The organism is uncultured Streptococcus sp., from assembly GCF_963518475.1.
Taxonomy (GTDB): domain Bacteria; phylum Bacillota; class Bacilli; order Lactobacillales; family Streptococcaceae; genus Streptococcus.
In genome coordinates, this window is record NZ_CAUQJA010000006.1 from 1 (window position 1) to 21,198 (window position 21,198).

General features: G+C 41.4%; 16 protein-coding genes and 1 pseudogene. 3 read left to right on the plus strand and 14 right to left on the minus strand.

Annotation, left to right across the window (positions count from 1 at the left end):
• Nucleotides 1-91: 91 nt before the first annotated feature.
• The 3 genes from RYK12_RS03390 to rexB are packed head-to-tail and all read right to left on the minus strand — an operon-like array spanning nucleotide 92 to nucleotide 8,210.
• Nucleotides 92-1,270, minus strand: a complete 1,179-nt coding sequence (locus RYK12_RS03390; RefSeq protein WP_314846962.1) for a hypothetical protein — start codon at nucleotides 1,268-1,270, stop codon at nucleotides 92-94.
• 17 nt (nucleotides 1,271-1,287) lie between these two features.
• A complete protein-coding gene (gene addA, locus RYK12_RS03395) occupies nucleotides 1,288-4,938 on the minus strand; it encodes a helicase-exonuclease AddAB subunit AddA (RefSeq protein WP_314846965.1) in 3,651 nt (1,216 codons plus the stop codon).
• Nucleotides 4,935-8,210 (minus strand): ATP-dependent nuclease subunit B, encoded by a 3,276-nt coding sequence (gene rexB, locus RYK12_RS03400; protein WP_314846967.1) that lies wholly within the window; start codon nucleotides 8,208-8,210, stop codon nucleotides 4,935-4,937. Before rexB ends, addA begins: the two co-directional genes overlap by 4 nt.
• A 117-nt stretch (nucleotides 8,211-8,327) precedes the next feature.
• Here rexB and RYK12_RS03405 point away from each other — a divergent pair, with 117 nt between their 5' ends.
• The 3 genes from RYK12_RS03405 to RYK12_RS03415 all read left to right on the plus strand — a co-directional run bounded on the left by RYK12_RS03405 (nucleotide 8,328) and on the right by RYK12_RS03415 (nucleotide 10,950).
• Nucleotides 8,328-9,137, plus strand: a complete 810-nt coding sequence (locus RYK12_RS03405; RefSeq protein WP_229294931.1) for a Cof-type HAD-IIB family hydrolase — start codon at nucleotides 8,328-8,330, stop codon at nucleotides 9,135-9,137.
• A gap of 141 nt (nucleotides 9,138-9,278) precedes the next feature.
• Entirely contained in the window at nucleotides 9,279-10,187 is a 909-nt protein-coding gene (locus tag RYK12_RS03410; protein WP_314846971.1) for an ATP-binding cassette domain-containing protein, read from the plus strand.
• Nucleotides 10,188-10,197: 10 nt separating this feature from the next.
• Nucleotides 10,198-10,950, plus strand: a complete 753-nt coding sequence (locus RYK12_RS03415) for an ABC transporter permease (RefSeq protein ID WP_314846973.1) — start codon at nucleotides 10,198-10,200, stop codon at nucleotides 10,948-10,950.
• Between the two features lie 40 nt (nucleotides 10,951-10,990).
• Here the strand turns inward: RYK12_RS03415 and RYK12_RS03420 are convergent, their stop codons facing one another.
• From RYK12_RS03420 to RYK12_RS03470, 11 genes and pseudogenes are all read right to left on the minus strand, one after another.
• The gene (locus tag RYK12_RS03420; protein WP_314846975.1) at nucleotides 10,991-11,869 is read right to left on the minus strand and encodes a HAMP domain-containing sensor histidine kinase; all 879 of its coding nucleotides are present in this window, start codon (nucleotides 11,867-11,869) and stop codon (nucleotides 10,991-10,993) included.
• Nucleotides 11,866-12,567, minus strand: a complete 702-nt coding sequence (locus tag RYK12_RS03425; protein WP_314846977.1) for a response regulator transcription factor — start codon at nucleotides 12,565-12,567, stop codon at nucleotides 11,866-11,868. The genes RYK12_RS03420 and RYK12_RS03425 overlap by 4 nt, the downstream gene beginning before the upstream one ends.
• Nucleotides 12,568-12,757: 190 nt before the next feature.
• Nucleotides 12,758-13,633, minus strand: a complete 876-nt coding sequence (gene aguB, locus RYK12_RS03430) for an N-carbamoylputrescine amidase (protein ID WP_314846978.1) — start codon at nucleotides 13,631-13,633, stop codon at nucleotides 12,758-12,760.
• Between the two features lie 9 nt (nucleotides 13,634-13,642).
• Nucleotides 13,643-14,728, minus strand: a complete 1,086-nt coding sequence (gene aguA / locus RYK12_RS03435; protein WP_314846979.1) for an agmatine deiminase — start codon at nucleotides 14,726-14,728, stop codon at nucleotides 13,643-13,645.
• Nucleotides 14,725-15,852 (minus strand): carboxynorspermidine decarboxylase, encoded by a 1,128-nt coding sequence (nspC, locus tag RYK12_RS03440; protein WP_314846981.1) that lies wholly within the window; start codon nucleotides 15,850-15,852, stop codon nucleotides 14,725-14,727. The genes aguA and nspC overlap by 4 nt, the downstream gene beginning before the upstream one ends.
• Nucleotides 15,852-17,111, minus strand: coding sequence for a saccharopine dehydrogenase family protein (locus RYK12_RS03445; protein ID WP_314846983.1), 1,260 nt, complete (start codon nucleotides 17,109-17,111; stop codon nucleotides 15,852-15,854). The genes nspC and RYK12_RS03445 overlap by 1 nt, the downstream gene beginning before the upstream one ends.
• Nucleotides 17,108-17,968: a polyamine aminopropyltransferase gene (speE, locus tag RYK12_RS03450; RefSeq protein WP_000366726.1), complete on the minus strand. Its 861-nt coding sequence runs from the start codon at nucleotides 17,966-17,968 to the stop codon at nucleotides 17,108-17,110. Before speE ends, RYK12_RS03445 begins: the two co-directional genes overlap by 4 nt.
• Nucleotides 17,969-19,429, minus strand: a complete 1,461-nt coding sequence (locus tag RYK12_RS03455) for an aminotransferase class I/II-fold pyridoxal phosphate-dependent enzyme (RefSeq protein WP_314846985.1) — start codon at nucleotides 19,427-19,429, stop codon at nucleotides 17,969-17,971.
• A gap of 569 nt (nucleotides 19,430-19,998) precedes the next feature.
• Nucleotides 19,999-20,097, minus strand: a pseudogene (locus RYK12_RS03460) (type II toxin-antitoxin system death-on-curing family toxin); the annotation flags it as partial.
• An 18-nt stretch (nucleotides 20,098-20,115) separates the two neighbouring features.
• The gene (locus RYK12_RS03465) at nucleotides 20,116-20,832 is read right to left on the minus strand and encodes an alpha/beta hydrolase (RefSeq protein ID WP_261014512.1); all 717 of its coding nucleotides are present in this window, start codon (nucleotides 20,830-20,832) and stop codon (nucleotides 20,116-20,118) included.
• Nucleotides 20,833-20,835: 3 nt separating this feature from the next.
• Nucleotides 20,836-21,147, minus strand: a complete 312-nt coding sequence (locus RYK12_RS03470; protein WP_285291805.1) for a hypothetical protein — start codon at nucleotides 21,145-21,147, stop codon at nucleotides 20,836-20,838.
• Nucleotides 21,148-21,198: the final 51 nt, after the last annotated feature.

The following is a 21,198-nucleotide window of genomic DNA, read 5'->3' on the forward strand; positions in this document are numbered from 1 at the left end:
TGGTTGTTTTGTCTCGCACCTAACGGAGCGAGACGGACTAATAGTCACATAAAACTAACACCTACCATGGAATTTCCACGGTAGGTGTTAGTTATATCAATAATCGTTCTAAAAATGGTTTGATGCAGTTGAGGAGAATTCCTTCTATCCAGCTTTCTTGTGCTGATGAGAGATGATCTGCTTGAAGGCTTTCTTTTAAAAAGTCTCGGACTTGTTCTGGTGCGATTTCAAACTCAAAAGCTTTCATTTTATAGAAAAAGTCGATGAGATATTCTGACAAATATTCGGTTGAAAAGGGTACTTCACCACTTTTTCGATATTCTAATAAGAGCCTAGAAAATCGGGCTTTTTCTTCAGGAAGCTCACGAAAATAGGAATTGAGGAGCCAGGTCTGCTTCTGCTTTCTTTCAATTGGATCCTGACTAGCAATTCGTTGGTCTTTTTCCAACTCTTTTTGGTATTGTTTGGCCTTGATAGCCCGTTCTGTTCGATTTTTACCAAAAAGTATTTTCTCCCACTTTCGTTCTTCTTGGGTCAGGGTCTCCGTAAAGCCAAAGTAATCTTGATAGGCACGCTCTGCTGGGCCCATGGCTAGGACCAGATTATCTGCATATTGCTTGGCGATTTTATCCCTCTTCTTGCGCTCTTTCTCTGCCTGGATACGGAGTTCTTGTTCGTAGTCAATTTTCTCCTTGCCTAGCTTGACAAGGTAGAGTTGATCATCTGGTTTTCCAAGTAAAAAGGGTTTGATACACTTTTCAAGGACTTCCTCCATACGAGCCTTCTTCTTAGGCTCAGCCTTGGTCCAACTGCCACCTTGAAAGACTTCTAGGAAAAGCTGGTAGTCTCTCTCAGGTGAGAATTGATTACCACGATTAGGCTTGAAAACACCTTTTTCCCAGAGCCATTTTAGAAGGCGCTCGTCAAAGTCACTTTTATTGACCTTTATTTTTTCCTTTTTCTGGGCTTTTCTGGTTAGATTTTCAACCTTTCTGAGTAGTTTTTCTTCCTCTTCCAATTGCTGGTCAAGGGACAATCGATGAAAATGACGAACACAATCGCTCCCTATCGGAAAGAGGCGTTGGCCTGTGACACCGTTAAAGAGTTCGTAGGCGTATTTGATGGCATTCCCACAGACGCAATTGCTACGGCCGATACCGTTAAAAATCAAGGAAACTTCATTCCATTCCTTGGTAGCTTGTTCCCAAGTATTAGCTTTTGAAGCCTGTAAAACCGCATCGTGCAGGGATTTTCTAACTGGAAGTGTCATGAGGTCTCCTTTCTAGATTAGACTTTTACAACTTGAACCTCTTCTTTACCGAGTAAAATCAAGTATTTCTCAATATTTTTAATCGAATAGGCTCGAGATAAAGCCTCTCCGTATAGGGCTAACTGACCACGATAGCGGTCTATGAGTTGACTTGGTTCATCATAGCGGTCTGTCTTATAGTCGAACAGAACAATTTTATCTTCGTAAAGTAGATAGCCATCAAGGATACCACGGACAACGAAGTCTTCCTGACTCTTTTGGTCTCGTTTGAGCATGGAGAAAGGTTGCTCTCGATAGAGATGGTCGGTATTAGCGAGAATTTCCTGACCGAGCGCTGTGTCAAAGAAAGCAAGAATTTTCGAAAGATTAATCTTGTCTCTGGCAGCTTGGCTGGTTTGAACTTGTTTGAGAGTTTCTGTCAGGCTAGCAAGGGTTGGTTGCTGAGTGAGGTCAATTCTCTGCATGAGTTCGTGGGTAGCACTACCGATTTCAGCTCCAGTTACCTTTTCTTTGGTTGAAAAATCTGGCAAATCAAAGCTGATTTTCTTGTCTACTGACTGACCTTGACCTGCAATCTCGACACCTTCCATATCCATAACTGGTTCGTAGAATTTCTTGATTTGACTTGGGGTTTGAACACTAGGAAGCTCAATGGCTGCGCGGTGAAGAGCATTATAAACTTCCACCTCTTTCAGCATTTCCAGAGCTTCTTTGATAGTTTCAGACTGGCGGATGTCTGCTTGAGAGCTATCTTGGAGAGGACTCTTGATTTTCAACTCCCCGATGGCTTCTCTAGTCAGCTGATCTTCGCCAACAAAACGATAACTAAAGTTGAGATTGTCCTTAGAAAATACTTTGCTGATAGCCCAAAGCCAATCTTGGAAATTCTTGGCTTGAAGCCTAGTATTGCTATTTAGTTTCCCATTTTTAGCTGCTGGGTATTCCTTGGCTTCCAGCTTTTCACGAGATCCCTTACCGACAAGATAGAGCTTTTTCTCAGCCCGCGTCATGGCAACATAAAGGAGACGCATCTGCTCTGAATAGCTAGCTAGCCGTAATTCCTCTTCATTCTGGCTATAAGTTAGGCTAGGAATGGAGAGTTTGATGGTTTTAGGATAGTGAGCTTCTACTGCTCCTGTCTCCATTTTGGCAATGTATTTGACACCTAGTCCATTTTTACGGCTGAGAATGACTTCTGACATGCTGTCTTGCTTATTGAAGTCTTGATCCATATTGAGAATAAAGACGTAAGGAAACTCCAGTCCTTTACTCTTGTGAATGGTCATGAGTTCTACAGCATCCTTGGGCGGTGCGACTGCCACGCTTGCAAGATCGTGCTGGGCTTCCAAGACTTGGTCAATCATACGAATAAAACGAGACAAGCCCTTGAAATTGCTCTTTTCAAATTGATCAGCACGCAGAGCTAGGGCATAGAGATTGGCTTGTCTAGCAGGGCCATTTGGCAAAGCTCCAACATAGTCATAGTAAAAACGGTCGTTGTAAATCCTCCAAATCAAGTCATAGAGGGAGTGCGTTTTGGCATACGAGCGCCAAGAAGCCAAGATATCTATGAATTGATTTAGTTTTTCAGCTAGTGTTGAGTGAATTAACTCTTTCTGGCTTGTTGGCTGTTTTTGAGCATTGACCAGTTTTTCATAGAGATTTTCTTGGATTTTATCTTCTGCTTTCTGGAGGGACAAACGTGCTAACTCGTCCTCGTCAAAGCTAAACATAGGAGACTTCATGAGAGCGACTAGGGCATAGTCTTGCAGGGGATTATGAATGACACGCAGGGTGTCCAGCATGACTTGTACTTCTAGAGATTGGAGATAATTGTTCTGCTCACCGTCGGTTTTGACAGGGATTCCATACTCAGATAAGGCGAGAAGAATCTGGTCATTACGACTGCGACTGGAAGTCAAAAGGGCAATTTCTTTAAAAGCAACGCCTTTTTCCTGATGGAGGTTCAGAATCTCTTTGATGACTAAGCGCATTTCACCTGTGAGTTTAGTATCTGCTTGGCTCTCTTCTTCCTCACCTGTGTCGTCCTTGTCGTAGAGGAGAAATTCTGCCTTGTTGTCTGGATTAGGAGTTAGTTTGCTATTGGCAAAGACAAGCTGGTGCATGCTGTCATAGTTGATTTCTCCGACCTCTTGGTCCATGAGGCGTGCAAAAACATCATTGGTTGCTGACAGCACTTCTGAACTACTACGGAAATTTTCCTTGAGGAGAATCAGCTTGCCCTCTTTAGGATTCTGTGCATAGCGTTGGAATTTTTCATTGAAAATCTGCGGATCTGCCTGACGGAAACGATAGATGGACTGCTTGATATCTCCCACCATAAAGCGATTGTGGCCATTAGACAGCAATTCCAACATCCGTTCTTGAATGTGGTTGGTATCCTGATACTCATCGACCATGACTTCGTGGAAACGTTCCTGATAAGCCTCACGGACTTGAGTAAAATTCTCTAAAATCTCAATAGTGTAATGGCTGATATCAGCGAATTCAAAGGCATTTTCCTGACGTTTACGCTGACGATAAGCCTCCACAAAATCACTCATGAAAGTTTGGAAAGTTTTAGCTAGTTCCCAGGTGTCTCCATGATAACGTTCTTGATAGTCGAGAATGGTTATCTGGTCTGATAATTGTCCTAGTTTAGCAAACTGAGACTTTCTTTCTTCGTTGTAGGCATCAGCCAGTGGCTTCAAATCAGCCTTACGACTTGCATTGGTCAGAGCTCGGCCGTTTTTCTCTTTAGAAATTGCGACAACACGCGCAAGCACTGCTTGATAAGCCTGACTATCGGACTCCTGATTTAAGGAGCCAACTTCATCCAGAATTAACTGAACGTTTTCTAGATAAGCAGCCTTTGGAAACTCCTTGGCATCATTATCCAGATGATAACGGAAAAAACTTTCCAAGTCCCAAAGGGCTTGTTTGATTTGCTCAATCAGTTTTTCTTTTTCACTGGTAAAATCAGCTTTTTCAAAGCCTTTTAAGAAAGATTCACTCAGCCACTTTTGAGGGTTGCTGGTGGATTGGAGGAAGTCATAGATTTTATAGACTTGCTGGCGCAGACCACGTTCATCCTTGCCACGTCCAGCAAAGTTTTTCAGCAAATGACTAAACTTTTCTTTCTGTTTGCCTTGGTAATGGGCTTCAAAGACCTCATGAAAGACTTCATTTTTTAGAAGGAGTTGCTCGCTTTGGTTTTGTAAAATACGGAAATTAGGTGCAATATCAATCAGATAGCCATGTTTACCAAGGAATTTTTGTGTGAAAGAGTCCATGGTTCCGATGGCAGCGTTGGGTAGGTCTGCCAACTGGCGGCCCAAGTGTTGTTTGAGCTCGACATCATCCGTTTCTTGGATTTGTTGGCTGATTTTTTTCTCTAAACGTTCCTTAAGTTCAGTCGCAGCCTTAACGGTAAAGGTTGAGATAAAGAGTTGACTGATTTCCACTCCACGCGCTAATTGGTCCAGAATGCGCTCTGCCATGACAAAAGTCTTCCCAGAACCAGCCGATGCTGAAACCAGGATATTCTGGCCAGAAGTGTAGATAGCTTCGATTTGCTCGGCAGTTTTCTTTTGTTCCTTGCTCGAATACGCTTCTGCTTCTTGCAGTTTTTGAATCTCCTCCTCAGTTAAAAAGGGAATATGCTTCATCGATTCAACTCCTCTCTTATTTTTTCAAACCAAGCTTGCTTGAGTTTTTCTCCGACTAGACGCTTGCCATCAGCCAAGTCCAACTTTTCTAGAAAACGGGCTTGGCCCAAGTGGTAATTGGCTTCAAATCCTGTGATGGCTTGATGTTGCTGAACATACGGTGCAATACTTCTGCCATTTTCAGTATAAGGGTTAATGGCGAACTGACCTTCTAAAATTTTCTCAGCTGCTTTCTTGTAAAGATGGGCATTGTAGTCCAGTAGGAGCTGGAATTCCTCATCTGTCAGCTGATTAGCCTTGTTTTTGTTGTAAAATTCGCCCAAATGACTGCTTTCTTTTTCTAAAAAGAGTCCTTGGTATTTCATAGACTTGCTGGCTTCTACTACTGCACCTGCCAGACTTTTAACGGCCATCAGAGATTGGACAGGCTCAGCCATTTCCAAGTACATAGCACCGAAAAAGTTCTGCTCCCCTTCTTTTTTTAAGGCAGCTAGATAAGTTGGCAGTTGGGAGTTGAGTCCATTAAAGAAATGAGGAAACTGAAACTGGGTAAGACTCGACTTGTAGTCTACTACTCCTATCGATCCATCAGCTTTCAAACGGTCAATCCGGTCAACCTTACCTCGTACAAAGACACTGCGACCCTTGTCCAATTGAATAAAGGCTTGTTCTTTGCCGCCAAAATTCGCTTCCTCTTTGATGGTTTCGATGACTGGATTGTGTCGGAGAATATGGCCAGTCGTCCGTGCCACATCAAGCAGAACTTCCTTGGTAAACTGGGCTTCCAAGCTTTCTTGATATATAGCTTCAAATTCCCGTTCCTGACTGGTTTCGTGGATAGCTTGTTCTAGACGTTTGTCAAAGGAATCTTCGTCAGGCAACTGCAAGGCGCGTTCAAAAATGCGGTGTAAGAAATTCCCATGACTACGAGCATCTGGACGCAGACGCAATTCCTCCTGCAAGCCTAACACGTAGCGGAGGAAATAACTGTATTGGTTCCGGTAAAACTCCGTCAAACCAGATGTAGACAGGTAAAACTCCTGATCAGCAGGATAGAGAGCCTGTAAGGTCTCCTTAGCCAACTGCTTACTGCTTGGACTGGTTGGGAGGGCTGGATTTTCCAAACCTTGCTGGTCTAGTTTTTTACCCATCACACGCGCCAGAACCTTAATAAATGTCAAATCTTGCTCAGTCTCACTCATCTCGCCCTGCTGGTGATAGGCAACCAGAATAGACAAAAGACTGTGATATGACCCCATATCCTCCTTAGACAGCCCTTTGTGATTTATCTTCTTCTCTTTCCTGCTAAATCCAAAATGGACTAGCTCTTGAAGATAGGCTGACTCCTTACTTTCACTTTCATTAAAAAGGCTTGGAGCCGACAAGACCAACTGCTTACGAGCAGAATTGACCAAGGAAAGCATAGTATAGCGATTTTTCTTGAGATTTTCACTGCTGGCAATCAGCAATTGAACGCCTTCTTCGGTTGCTTGGTTTAAGCTTTGTCTTTCTTCATCGGTTAAAAGACTGGTATTTTGCGCGATTTTTGGTAAATTGTCCTGAGTCAAACCAATAGCATAGACAAAGTCAGCCGTTAAGGGCGCAATCAAATCGTAACTCTGCACCAGAACAGTGTCCACTGTTGCTGGAATGGTACGGTATTGGGACAAACTCATTCCAGAATGGAGCAAGGCTAGAAAGTCCTCTAGATTAACTTGTGAACCAGCAAAAACGGTCGCAAATTGTTCTAAAACATGACAGAAAGCCTTCCAAACTTCGGCTTGTCTTTCCTGTTCTACAGCTTCCATAGTGGCTGTCAAATCTTGTAACTGCTTGGTCACAGCTCCTTCTTTTAGAAAAGAATTCCACTTTTGCAAGAGATTTTCAGTCTTCTGTTTTCGACTGGCAAAGAGAGTTTCAAGAGGCTCTAAAATTCTCAGACGAAGAGCATTTAAACGTTCCAGATTAAATTTTCCATGGTGGGATTTGGTAAAGGTTTGCTGAAAGGCTGGCAAGCCATTGATACCAAGATAGCGGATATATTGCTCAAAAGCATCAATATCAGCTTGACTAAGGTCGGTATACAAACCTGTTCTGAGGAGATTAATCAAATCTTCTTGACGGAAACGATAGCGTTTTAAAGCCAAAATAGACTCAACAAACTGCGTCAAAGGGTGGTGAGCCATGGATTCACTTCTACCAAGATAGAAAGGAATCTGATACTGGTCAAAAATCGTTTTTAGAGATAATTGGTAAGAAGCTACATCCCCCAATAGAATGCGAAAATGCTTGTAACTCAGGTCTGAGTTCTCATGTAATTTCTGACGAATACTACGCGCTACCAACTCCAACTCTTCCTTTTGTGTCAAACAAGACCAGATTTGCAGGTTTTCACGGTCCTTCTCATCGACATCCAAAGCGAGTTCTGAAAAGTCATAAGAAGACTCCAGCAAACGAGAGGCCTTGTCAAAACTATCCATTTTCTCATGAATTTGAGAAAGGTCTTGCGCAGGCGTTTGGTATTTAGTGGCTAAATGATGGAGAAACTCCACACTGGCTTGGTAGAGATTGCCCTCGCTAAAAGGGCTGATATAGGCTTTCTTGCTCGCATAAGCCCCAATGATAATCTCAACACCCTTGCCATGAAGTAGGTCCACAATTCGCTCTTCCTCAGCAGAAAAACGGGTAAATCCATCAATAACCAAGGCGATTTGAGTAAAATCACTACTTACCTTGTCATTCTCAATAGCTTCAATCAAATGGGACAACTGACTTCCCTGAGCCAACTGCCCCTGATTGAGATAAGCCGTTACCTTCTCAAAAATCAAGAGTAAATCGGCCCTCTTGTCCTCATCCGTCAAACTCTCCAAGTCCAAAAAACTCATCTGAGCCTTGGTCATCTCGTGGTAAAGCTCAATCAACTGCTGGATAAATTGAGGATCCTGCTTGATAGCTCCATAAACACGTAAATCCTTAGGATCAAGTTCGACAAGGCATTTATAAAAGACCATCCCAAGTCCAATGTCATCTAGACTGGTTTTAGCAGGCAAACCATTCAAGACCAGATAACGAGCCATCTGCGCAAAGCGCGTGACGGTAATCGCAAAAGAAGCCTGCTGGGACAAGCATTCCAGCACGGCACGTTCCTTTTCAAAAGAAAGAGAGTTGGGAGCTATGTAGAAGACCCGCTTGCCAGCAGCAACTAGCTCTTCTGCCTCTCTGGTTAGAATTTCAGTCAAAGAAGTCCGAATATCAGTATAAAGTAATTTCATCTCTGCCTCGTTGGAATTTTTCATTACCTTTTATTATACCATGATTAGCCCGAAGATTCCTCCTCCTTTCCTCTAAAATATGCTATAATAATACCAAAAGATAAAGAAGGAAGTCTTATGATTAAACTACTAGCCTTGGATATGGACGGAACTCTCCTCAATGAAGCCAAGGAAATCCCACAAGCTCATATTACTGCTATTCACCAAGCTATTGAAAAAGGTGTCAAACTTGTTCTCTGTACAGGTCGCCCGCTTTTCGGTGTCCTCCCCTACTACAAAAAACTGGGGTTAGACCTCCAGAACGAATATGTCATTGTTAACAACGGTTGTTCAACTCACCAGACCAGTGATTGGGAGCTAGTTGACTGGCAAGAACTCAGCCCAGCTGACATTGAATATCTCTACGAGCTTGCTGAAAAAAGTGATGTTCAGTTGACTCTTTTTGATGAGGAGCATTATTTTGTCCTCGGTGGTAAGCCTAATGAAATCATTCAAAATGATGCCGAGCTAGTCTTCTCAGACCTGACTGAAATTTCCCTTGAGGAAGCTACCAGTGGTAAGTACCGTATGTTCCAAGGGATGTTTTTGGGGACAGAGAGCCAAACAGACGATTTTGAGCAGCGTTTTGCTGAGGAGCTTTGTCAACGATTTAGTGGAGTTCGTTCACAGCCTGTCATTTATGAAGCCATGCCACTTGGAACGACAAAGGCTACCGCTCTTTCTCGACTAGCAGAGATTTTGAAGATTGATTCCTCAGAAATCATGGCTATGGGTGATGCCAATAACGATATCGAAATGCTCCAATTTGCAGGGCTTGGTGTTGCAATGGGAAATGCCAGCGATTATGTCAAATCTCTTGCGGATGCCGTTACAGCAAGCAACGAAGAAGACGGTGTCGCGCGTGCCATTGAGAAATATATTTTATAATTAAGAAGCCCAGTTCATGTCAACTGGGTTTTGATATTTAAGAATTCCTAAAACTTTAGAAACTCTTTAGAAATCCTTGAGCTTTCTTTGATTTCTATACTTTATACTAAAGTTATCAAAATAAATTAAAAGGAGAGAATCATGAAAACAGTACTCGACATTCATGGATTGTCCAAAAACTTTGACAAACAAGCTATCCTTCAGGATCTTCATCTAACGATAAGAGAGGGAGATATTTATGGACTTATCGGGAAGAACGGAGCTGGGAAAACCACCTTGATAAAAATCATTACGCAACTACTATTTGCGGATAAGGGAACTGTTTCCCTCTTTTCTAGCCATTCGGAAAATGAGTGGACCAAGGCTCTATCTCGAGTAGGTTCAGTGATCGAATCGCCTGTAGCTCATAATCACTTAACAGCCTACCAAAATTTGAAATATTACTGTATGATTCGTCATATTCCAAATGCTGATATAGTCATTCGAGAAACGCTGGACTATGTAGGTTTGCCAGATACAGGTAAAAAAGTCTTTCGTGATTTCTCGCTAGGAATGAAACAAAGACTTGGTATCGCCATTGCCCTTCTATCTAAACCAGACTTCCTGATATTAGATGAACCTATCAACGGTCTCGACCCAATAGGTATCAAAGAGTTTCGTCTAATGATTCAACGGCTCAATCAAGAGAAAGGAATAACCATTCTCATCTCTAGCCATATCTTGTCAGAACTCTATCTCCTAGCTAATCGTTTTGGTATTTTAGATCAAGGCAAGATTATCCGCGAAATCAGCAAAGCTGAATTTGAAACACTAAGTGAGGATTATATTGTTCTTAAGACATCTGATAAAGAGAAAGCTTGTCAAGTATTGAAAGAACAAATCCAACTCCAGTTTAAGGTAGTGAACCCTGAAAATGAAATCCATATCTTTGGAAATGAACAAGATGTCAAACAGATTCTTAAGGAATTAACCTTGGCAGATGTTGACATTGACGAGATTTACTATGCCCGTCAAAACCTAGAAGAATACTTCACTCAATTGGTCCAATAGGAGGAAAATCATGATACATACCATTCAAGCAGACTTTTACCGTCTTTTCCGCTCCAAAGGATTCTGGATTACAGAATTCATTCTCTTTGTCCTCTTGCTAATGGGTGCCACTATCGGGGCTACAGGCCATCTGATGGCAATCCAGACAGAAGAACCAGAAATTTCAACCCATGGTTGGGACGGTATTCAAGCTCTTATCAATGCGTCTAGCAATGATTCAAACCTTGTTTTTCTCTGCATTATTCTAACATGTTTAGTTCTTGGGGTCGATCTAATCGGCAAGCTTTATAAAAATAGTTTGACAGTTGGCGTTTCTCGTACAGAATTTTTCTTCGCTAAATCCTTTGTTCTAGCAAGTATCGCTCTCTTACAACTCATCGCCAGCCTTGTGATTGCTTTTGTTCCCTCAACTCTACTGAACGGACTTGGTACGATGCCTGATGGTTTTATTGCCAATCTCCTCTTAATGATTTTCCTTCAATTTCTATGCCTACTCGCTTGGCTTTCCATTATTTCCTTTATTCTCTACCTGACTCATTCTTATCTTGCAGTATTTATTGGTTATCTGATTAGCTCTATCATCCTTTCTATGCCAATGATCATTTTTCCAAATATCAATTTTTTACCATATTTGTCCTTGCATTTTTCCTATGCTATGACTGCTAATAGTGAATCCATTTTCTATACCCTTATAGTTACCTTAGCTGTTATTGTAATCTTTAATCTAAGTGGACTGGCAGTTTTCAAAAAGAAAAGTCTATAAAAAATGACCTCCTCAAACCTACAGAGGAGGTTTCTTTTCGTTAAAAGTAAATGAAAACCGACAACCATTGCTCATCTGTGCTTAGTTTCATCTCTGCACCGAGAAGATGACATAATTCCTCAGTGATATAAAGGCCTAAACCAGAGGATTCTTCCGTATCTGATAGATTTTCAGAATAAAAACGGTTGCTGAGATTTTCTATTCTTTTGATGGGCTGTTTAACAAGGTTTGCAATTTCTAAGACAAGCTGTTCCTTTTCCTTTCGCAAAGATAGACGCGCTTCTTCCTTGCCATGTTTGAGGACATTCCCAAGCAAATTTTGTAAAATTCGATCCAGTAAGTCTTCATCAGTCATCATTTTTAAACCAGCTTCAACCTTAAAATCAAGCGTGATCTTTGCCGCCTGAAAAACATCATAATAAGCCAGAGTCTTTTTGGTGATAAAAGCTGAAAGGTCCACTTCTTCCAGTTTCGGTTTGACAGCTCCTTCCATCAAACGACGGTATTCTAGGAGAGCCTCCAAACGTTTGGAAACTAAATCAAGATGCTGGGCGATTTTTTGTAAGGTTTCTGCTTTGTTTTCAGGAGTTTTTATCAATTGTTGGGTGTAGCCTGAAGCGATAGTCAAAGGCGTCCGAATATCATGGGCGATATTGCTGATGGCCATATCCAGAGTCTGCTTTTCCCTTTTCATAACTAACCGAGATTGTTCCACTTCTTGAAATAGATTTTCAATTTGCTGGTAGAGATGTAAAAAATGTTTGGAAAAAATGCTGACTCCGACTCTTTTCATACTACCTGTGAGAATCTTGTCTTCAATCTGTTGACTCAAGTTTTTAAGTGCTAGATGGTAGCGAATCAATGCAATCGATAAAATAATTAGGAGTACTAGTAGGACAAAAATTATCATGTAGGTCATTGCTTGTCTCCTTTTAATCTTACCCCAACGCCCCAGATGGTTTCAATATATTCTTGATTTGGGTCAAGCTGGTTTAATTTTTTACGAAGATTACTCAAATGCGTATTGAGGGTATTATCTCCAGGTAGGTAGCTATCCTCCCAGACCAATTCATAAAGTTCTTCCTTGGTGAAAATTTTCTTTGGATATTTGAGGAGAGTTTGGAGAATCAAGCATTCTTTCTTGGCAAGGCGAATCGTTTCCTGACTATTTTTGATTTCAAAACTTTCTGCATCAAACTGGATATTTTTCAAGTTTTGTGGCAGATTTTCAGTTTTTCCTATTTCCATAGGCTGTTTTTCTGCACTTTGGCGTAATTGAACAGTAACTCTGGCAAAGACTTCGTCCAAATCAAAAGGTTTGACTATGTAATCATTGGCACCGTCTAAGAGGTATTGACTGATTAACTTCTTATCGCTCAAAGCCGTTAGCATAATGACTGGAATTTGACTTTGTTCCCTGATGGCTTTTAAAACCTGATCCCCATTTTTCCCAGGAAGCATGATATCTAGCAAAACGAGGTCAATCCCACCTTGGTCAAAAAGCATGATTCCTTCTGTACCAGAAAAGGCTTGAACCACCTCATGCTCCTCAGTAAGAAGTGTTCGTAAAATCTCTTGAATGTCACTATTGTCTTCAATAACCAATATCCTAGCCATAAATACCAACCTTTCTGCAACTATTATAGCATGTTTTATTGATAAAGCTTAAACAGAAAAGCTCCTCGCATAAAAGCGCGAGAAAGCCTTTAAGGGTTAAAATATAAAATCCACTTGCTATATGACCTAGTATCTTATAGTTGCTAATAAGAAGTTAGTCTAGCAGAATGAATCTCTCATTTCTCTCCTACTAGTCCGTAATACGTTGATACATTTCGGGTCTTCTATCTCGAAACAAGCCCCAGTTTAGGCGCTCGCTTGCTCCCTTGTCTAGGTCATAAGTAGCTAACAGAACAGCTTCAGCTTGTCTTTCAGCTTGCTCTAGAATAGCCCCTGTTTCATCCGTCATAAAGGAAGAACCGTAGAAGTCAAGACTGGAACTTTGTCCACCATTTTCCTCACTAGGAGTGACTTCTTCCAAGCCATAACGATTGGCTGCAATAACTGGAACAATATTCGCTGCTGCGTGTCCTTGCATGGTACGCTGCCAATGGCCACAACTATCTGTATCCAAAATCGGCTCTGAACCGATGGCTGTTGGATAAAAGAGCAATTCTGCCCCATTTAACGCAAGACAACGGGCTGTTTCAGGGAACCATTGATCCCAACAGATACCGATACCAATCTTGGCGTAACGAGTATCCCAAACCTTGAAACCTGTGTTGCCAGGTGTGAAATAAAATTTTTCTTGATAATAATGATCATCTGGTATGTGGGTTTTCCGATAAACGCCCAGTACTTCTCCATCAGCATCAATGACAGCAATAGAGTTATATAAGACATTGCCATCTTTTTCATAGAAACTGATTGGTAAAACGACATTTAGTTCCTTAGCAATCACCTTAAAATGCTGAATAGCTGTATTTTCTGTCACCGACTGGGCATGCTGGTAGTAGTCATACTGGCGTTCCTGACAGAAATAGGGACGTTCAAACAACTCGGGCAAGAGAATAATTTGTGCGCCTTGTTCTGCAGCCTGACGTACTAAACGCTCTGCTGTTTGAATATTTGTTGCCACATCCTTGTCGCATTGCATCTGAATGGCTGCAACTTTTACATTTCTCATCTTTTTCTCCTATTCTGGGATTTGTTGGGTGATACAGTGGATATTGCCACCACCTAATAGAATAGCTCTGGCTGGTATTCCGACAACTTTACGATCTGGGAAACACTTACTGAGGATATCTAGGGCCACTTGGTCGTTTACATCCTCAAACTGGGGAACCAAGACAGACTTGTTTGCAATATAGAAATTGACATAGGAAGCCGCAAGACGTTCACCCGCATAGCGCTCCTCTTCCCCTTCTTCATAGATGTAGCCTGGCAAATCTTCTTTAGTAACTACTTGAAGATTAGTTGGTATTGGAAGCTTATGAATGGTGAAGGGACGCCCTTTTGCATCTGTTTCCTTCTCTAAAAGAGCAAGGTCGGCTGCAGACATGACATATTGCGGATCATTTTGATCATCTGTCCAAGCTAAGACAAGCTCTGCAGGACCAACAAAAGCAGCAACATTGTCAACGTGTTCATTGGTTTCATCCTGATAAATACCATAAGGAAGCCAGATAACTTTTTCAGCACCAAGGCACTCTAATAAGGTGTTTTCGATTTCCTCTTTACTGAGATGAGGATTACGCCCAGGACTCAGAAGACAACTTTCAGTCACAAGAATGGTTCCTTGACCATCGCTATGGATTGCGCCTCCTTCCAGTACAAAAGGCTTGGCATCATAGACAGGCATTTCCAAGACCTCAGCAAAACGACTGGCTACTTGGTCATCATCTTCATAATCTTGATAAAGACCGTCATAGGTGCCACCCCAGGCATTAAAAGCCCAATCGACTGCCAACTTTTCTCTTTTATCATTGACGAGAATGGTCGGACCTGTATCACGGGCCCAGGCATCATTGGTGGGAATGTCTAGATAAACGACCTTGTCTCCGAGATAGGATTGGGCTTCAGATATATAGTCCTGCTCCACCAAAAGATAAACTCTCTCCCCTTCTGATATGGTTTTGATAATCTGGCTAAAAGCTGTTTTTGCAGCCTTGCCTTGAAAGGGCCATGAACCTGGTCGAGTCGGCCAGATCATGAGGGTGCCATGATGGGCTTCATACTCTGCAGGCATACGATAGCCTAATTTTTTTGGACTGTCCATCATGATAATCTCCCTTTAAAGTCTTGATAGCCGAAGGCTTTGACTAAGCTGCAGTCACCTTGCTCGTCCATGAGATAGAGACTTGGCAAGCCAATACCGTTAAAGGTATTATTTTTGACAAAAGAATAAATAGCCATGTCTTCGAAATAAAGTCTGTCTCCGATTTGGACTGGATTTTCAAAGCTATAATTACCAATCACATCGCCCGTCAGACAGGTATTGGAAGAAAGCCTATAAGTATGGGCTTTTTCCAGCGCCTCAAATCCATTTCTCAAAGGTGGACGATAGGGCATCTCAAGTACATCGGGCATATGGCAGGTCGCAGAGGCGTCTAAAACCAAGATTTCCATACCGTTTTCGACAATATCCAATACTTCAGTTGCTAGATAACCCGCATTGAGCGCAATAGCTTCACCCGGCTCGATATAGACTTCAAGATTGTAAGTATCTCGAATTCTTTTAATCTCGGAAATCAGCAAATTAATATCGTAGTCTTCTCTTGTAATATGGTGGCCACCACCCATATTGAGCCATTTAACCTCATGTAAATAAGGTCCAAACTGTTCTTCTACAGCTTTCAAAGTTGTCTCTAAATCATCTGCCCCCTGCTCGCAAAGGGTGTGAAAATGAAGACCGTCTACCAATTCCAGCAAATCACTCGGAATCTTGTCTAGAGTGACTCCAAAACGGGAGCCAGGTGCACAAGGATCATAGAGAGCGTGATCTCCTTGAGTTGAACACTGAGGGTTGAGGCGCAAACCCACGCTTACACCAGCATCCCGACAACGGATCCCATGTTTACGCAACTGTCTCTCTGAGTTAAATACGATATGGTCCGTTATCTCCAGCAATTCCTCCAAGTCTGCATCCTTGAAAGCAGGCGCAAATACATGGACTTCTCCTGGAAATTCTTCCCTAGCTAGCTTAGCTTCATAGAGTCCACTGGCTGTCGTACCTGATAGATACTGGCTAATCAAGGGATATGTTTTATAGAGGGAATAAGCCTTTTGGGCAAGCAAAACCTTGCAACCAGATTCTTCTTGAACATATTGTAGGATACGGCAATTGGCTTCTAACTTGGCCAAGTCAATGACGTAAGCTGGTGTTGGTACTTGTTCTAACTTCATTAGTCCACCATTTGTGGATTTTCAACCACAACCCATGGCAAACCATACTCATTCAAAGCTTCCATAAATGGATCTGGATCCAATTCTTCAAGATTATAGACTCCAGCTTGTTTCCAAGTACCGTTCATAACCAATTTTGTTCCAATCATGGCTGGAACACCTGTTGTGTAAGAAATGGCTTGTGAACCAACTTCTGCGTAACATTCCTGATGGTCGCAGACATTGTAGATGTAGATTGTCTTTTTAACACCGTCTTTGACACCTGTAAAGATACAGCCGATATTGGTTTTACCAACAGTACGTGGGCCAAGGCTTGCAGGATCAGGAAGCAAAGCTTTTAAGAATTGAATCGGAACGATTTCTTGTCCGTTAAAGTTAATCGCATCTGTACGAAGGAGTCCAACATTTTCAAGACATTTCATGTGCGTTAAGTAAGATTGACCAAAGGTCATAAAGAAGCGAATGCGTTTTACTCCAGGAATATTCTTGGCCAATGATTCGATTTCTTCGTGGTGAAGGAGATACATGTCTTTTTGTCCAACTTGAGGGAAATCGTACTCGCGCTTGATAGACATGGCTTCGACTTCGACCCATTTTCCATCTTCCCAGTAAGAACCTGGCGCAGAAACCTCGCGTAGATTGATTTCTGGGTTAAAGTTTGTTGCAAACGGATAACCGTGGTCACCACCATTACAGTCTAAAATGTCGATATAGTGGATTTCATCAAAATAGTGTTTGAGGGCATAGGCTGAAAAGACACTAGTCACACCTGGGTCAAAACCAGAACCAAGCAGAGCTGTCAAGCCAGCTTCTTTGAATTTCTCCTGATAATCCCATTGCCATGAGTAGTCAAAGTAAGCAGTAAAACCAAGTTCCTTACAACGTTTTTCGTAGATAGCACGCCATTCAGGGTCTTCTGTGTCTTCTGCTTCGTAGTTGGCTGTATCGATATAGTGAACACCTGTTGCCAAACAAGCGTCCATAATGGTTAAATCTTGATATGGTAAAGCTACGTTCAAAACAGCTTCTGGTTTGTAGCTTTCAATCAGGGCAATGACTTCTTCAACATTATCAGCATCAAGAGCAGCAGTCTCAATTTTTGTACTTGTTTTGCCTTCTAGCTTAGTTTTCAAGTCATCGCATTTTGACTTGGTACGGCTGGCAATCATAATTTCTTTAAACGTTTCGCTATCTTGACAAATCTTTGAAATAGCAACTTGGGCAACGCCCCCACATCCAATAACTAGTAAACGACTCATTTTTTTCCTTCCTCTTCTTCTAAAATGTCCTCAACATACTTGGGCAACATAAAGGCCCCCACGTGTAAGTTTGCAGTGTAGTATTCTGTGAAAAGCTGGCGTTTTTTCCAGCCTTCCTTGTCAAAATCTTTGACAGGATGGTATTTTTTCGATGCAAATCCAAACAACCAATAGCCAGCTGGGCTAGTTGGAATATGGGCCTGATAGACCCGACTGATTGGAAAGGCTTGATTGACCTTGCGATGCATGCTTCGGCAAGCTGACTCATCCTCGTCAAAGAAGGGACTCCCATGCTGATAAATCATGATGCCATCTTCTTTCAGAGCACGATAACTATTTCCGTAAAATTCCTTGGTAAAGAGCCCTTCCGTATGTCCAAATGGGTCTGTCGCGTCGTTGATGATAATATCATAGTCATTTTCGCAATTTCGCAAAAAGCGTAGCCCATTTTGGTAGTAAATGGTAACACGTGGATCATCTAACCCTGCAGCAAAGTCTGGGAAATACTCACGACAGACCTCAACCAACATCTCATCTGGTTCCACGATATCGATTTGCTCCAGTTCAGGATAGAGGGTTAATACTTGAGCAACACCACCGTCACCACCCCCAATAACCAAGACTTTCTTTGGATTGGGATGCACAGCCATGGGAACGTGGACGGTCATTTCATTGTAGACAAAATCATCCGCATCTGAAAACAAAACATGCCCATTTAAAATCAAAATCTTTCCAAAAGCTGGCGTATCCAATACCTCGATATCCTGCCATTCACTTTTACCAGCGTAGAGTTGCTTGGCTGTTCTCAGGGACAATTTCACATCTGGAGTATGAACTTCAGAAAACCATAAATCCATCTAGTTCTCCTTTCTCTTAATGACGTTGATATGATTGACCTCAGGATCTTCCGTCCCTTGGAGGGAGCAACCACGTTCCTTGGCAAATTGGATATAGTCTACAATTTCACGAGTAATGCGTTCACCAGGAGCCAAGATAGGAATCCCTGGAGGATAGCACATGACAAATTCCCCACAGACCTGTCCAACAGATTCATCTAAAGACAAACTTTTTCTCTCTGAATAGAAGGCTTCCTGAGGAGATAACACCAACTCGGGCTGAATATATCCTCCTGCTATCAAGTCCTTCCCATCTCGTGAATAGAGTCTCTTGATATCAGCCAGAGCACCAACCAAGCGCTCGATGTCTTGGATGCGGTCGCCGATGGAAATATAGGCCAAGATATTGCCAATATCACCAAACTCAATCTGAATGTCGTATTCGTCTCGTAAGAGATCATAAACTTCAATCCCTGTTAAGCCAATCCCCTGAGTGTAAACTGACAACTTGGTCACGTCAAAATCGCAAACGGACACTCCGTCTATTAACTCTTTTGAATAGGCATAGTAGCCACCGATAGCATTGATTTCACGACGAGCATACTCGGATAGCTCAATGACCTTTTCAAAAGACTCTTTACCTCGAAGAGCCAAGTTGCGACGCGAAATATCCAGACTAGCCATCAACAAGTAAGAGGCAGATGTTGACTGGGTAAGATTGATAATCTGACGTACGTATTCAGGATTCATCTGCTCCCCGATTAAAAGAAGCGAACTTTGGGTCAAACTCCCACCAGACTTATGCATGGAAACTGCTGCCATATCAGCACCTGCATCCATAGCAGATATCGGCAATTTATCAGTAAAATGCAAATGCGCTCCGTGGGCCTCATCTACTAAAACCATCATGCCAGCTTCATGAGCCATTTCTGTCAACCCCTTTAGATCTGAACAGATCCCGTAGTAAGTAGGATTGTTAATCAAAATGGCCTTGGCATCTGGATGGTCCTTTATGGCCTGGGCTACTCGGTCATTTTCAAGACCTAAAGCGATACCAATCTTAGGATCTACACTCATCTCGATATAGATGGGAATGGCACCACATAGAACCAGCGCATTGATAGCAGATTTGTGGACATTTCGTGGCAGAATAATCTTATCTCCTGCCTTGCAGGTTGCGAGAATCATAGTCTGCACCGATGAAGTTGTTCCTCCAATCATGAGAAAGGCATGGCTAGCTCCAAAAGCATCAGCTGCCAGCTCCTCTGCATCCCGAATAATCGAAATGGGGTGGCCTAAATTATCCAAGGGTTTCATCGAATTGACATCAATACCTACACATTTTTCTCCTAAGAGTTCGACAAGTTCTGGATTTCCTCGTCCACGCTTGTGACCTGGAACATCAAAGGGAACAATCCGTTTCTTGCGTAACTTCACCAAGGCCTCATAAATTGGGGCTTGGTTTTGATCTAACTCTTTCAAGACATACTCCTTTCCATATTTTTAGGACCTTATGAAAACTAAGGAACTAAAGGTTGACTCATGAAAAAAGAGCAGGTTTTCACCTGCTCTGCAATCTTCTGACGTTTTTATGTTTGTTTCTGTTGAGTATGTCTGTTCCCGATGTTTCCTAACTCTCTAGTAGCAAATATTACGTACTTTATTGATCGTTTCACAAGATGACGTGTGCTTTCACCACACTAAAAATTTATGAATTAGGACAAACGTCCTAACATCAACTTATAAAAGTAGGCTTTTAACCCTATCAATAATGTGGTTTTTCAACCACGCTTCGGCATTCAACCCTGCCTGTCCGTAGGCATTTTTTACTCGGGTTTATATTTGCTAGAAAACATCATCTCATTTTCTAAGCTTTATTACTATATCATACTTCCAACACTCTGTAAAGTACTTTTTTGAAAAAATATCTATTTTTGTTCGGAAAAATAATATTTTATATAGATTTGTATAGGTTGTATAATGTGAAAGCGGATATAAAAAGAACTAGTCCACTAGTTCTTTTTAATGTATCTTAACGAATCTTGTGCTTATTTAATAGTAACAAAAAAACGATAACCATTTAATTGTATAAATTTCACCAAAACGAATAAAGCAGTTCGTTTATTAGCATTGGTAAAAACATGCTTTTTTCAAGCAATACAAGTAGCTCATTGAGAATAAGCGAGCCACTCATTAATCATACTAGCGATTTCTTTGGGTGCTTCAGTATAAACTTCATGGCTAACGTTTTCTAGAAAAATAGTATCAAAATAATCTGGCAATTCTTTTAAGGCTTCCTCTCTCCATGTAGCTTCATTAGAATAGCAAGGACTGATAAACAAGGTATCTCCCACTTCTCTTTTAAAAGCTTGTATTTTCCTCCGTAGGCTGAGTATCGCTTCTATATTTTCATAATTTATAGATAACTCATATCTATTATAGTCAGAATTCCAGTGATAGGACTGTCTTACGGCTTTCTCCATATTTTCTGTCCAATGCTTTGCTTCGGATTTTTCTTTAGAAATAAGAAGATTTAAGTCCGAAACGACTTGAGATTCAATATAGTTTTTAGTTTCCTCTAACTCTGTATCTAAAGGTAAAATCTTATCTAAATCTAGATAGCCACCATCCAAAAGAATCAGTTTTGTCACTTCATAAAATTCCGATGCAAGATAACGCGCCAAATCTCCTCCAAGAGAATGACCTATCAGACATATAGATTCTTCCTCTACAATCTCATTTTGAAACCATGATTTCAATTCTGTTTCATCTCGAAGATGCTTTTCATATGGATTTAGAAAATAAATCTGCGAATTTAGTTCTTGAAAAAAATCCTTGCTATGATAGACATTGCTTCCCAAACCGCCAATAAAATATTTTTTCATTCTCTACTTAATACTATGCTTATTCATCTTTTGTTCAAAGATAGTCGTGATAATCTGACGTAATTCTTCACGTTCTTTTTCTGGGATTTCACCACTTGTTTGAGCTGCAGCGTATAGTTCAGGGTGTTCAATTGAAATGCGTTTTACAGTACGTGTCGTAGCATGTTTTCTGACGAAAAATGGGATTCGCTTAATCAAGTCTTGTGGGACAAGTGCAAGAATTTTTTTAGCAGTTTCCTTGTCACTAATTTTAGACGTCGTAAGCCCCTTCTTAATCATTTCCTGTTCTTTTTCTGTAAAATCTTTTAATTCCATTCGATTAGTCCTCCTATTTTCTCTATGTTAAATTATATACCAATTGTAGCA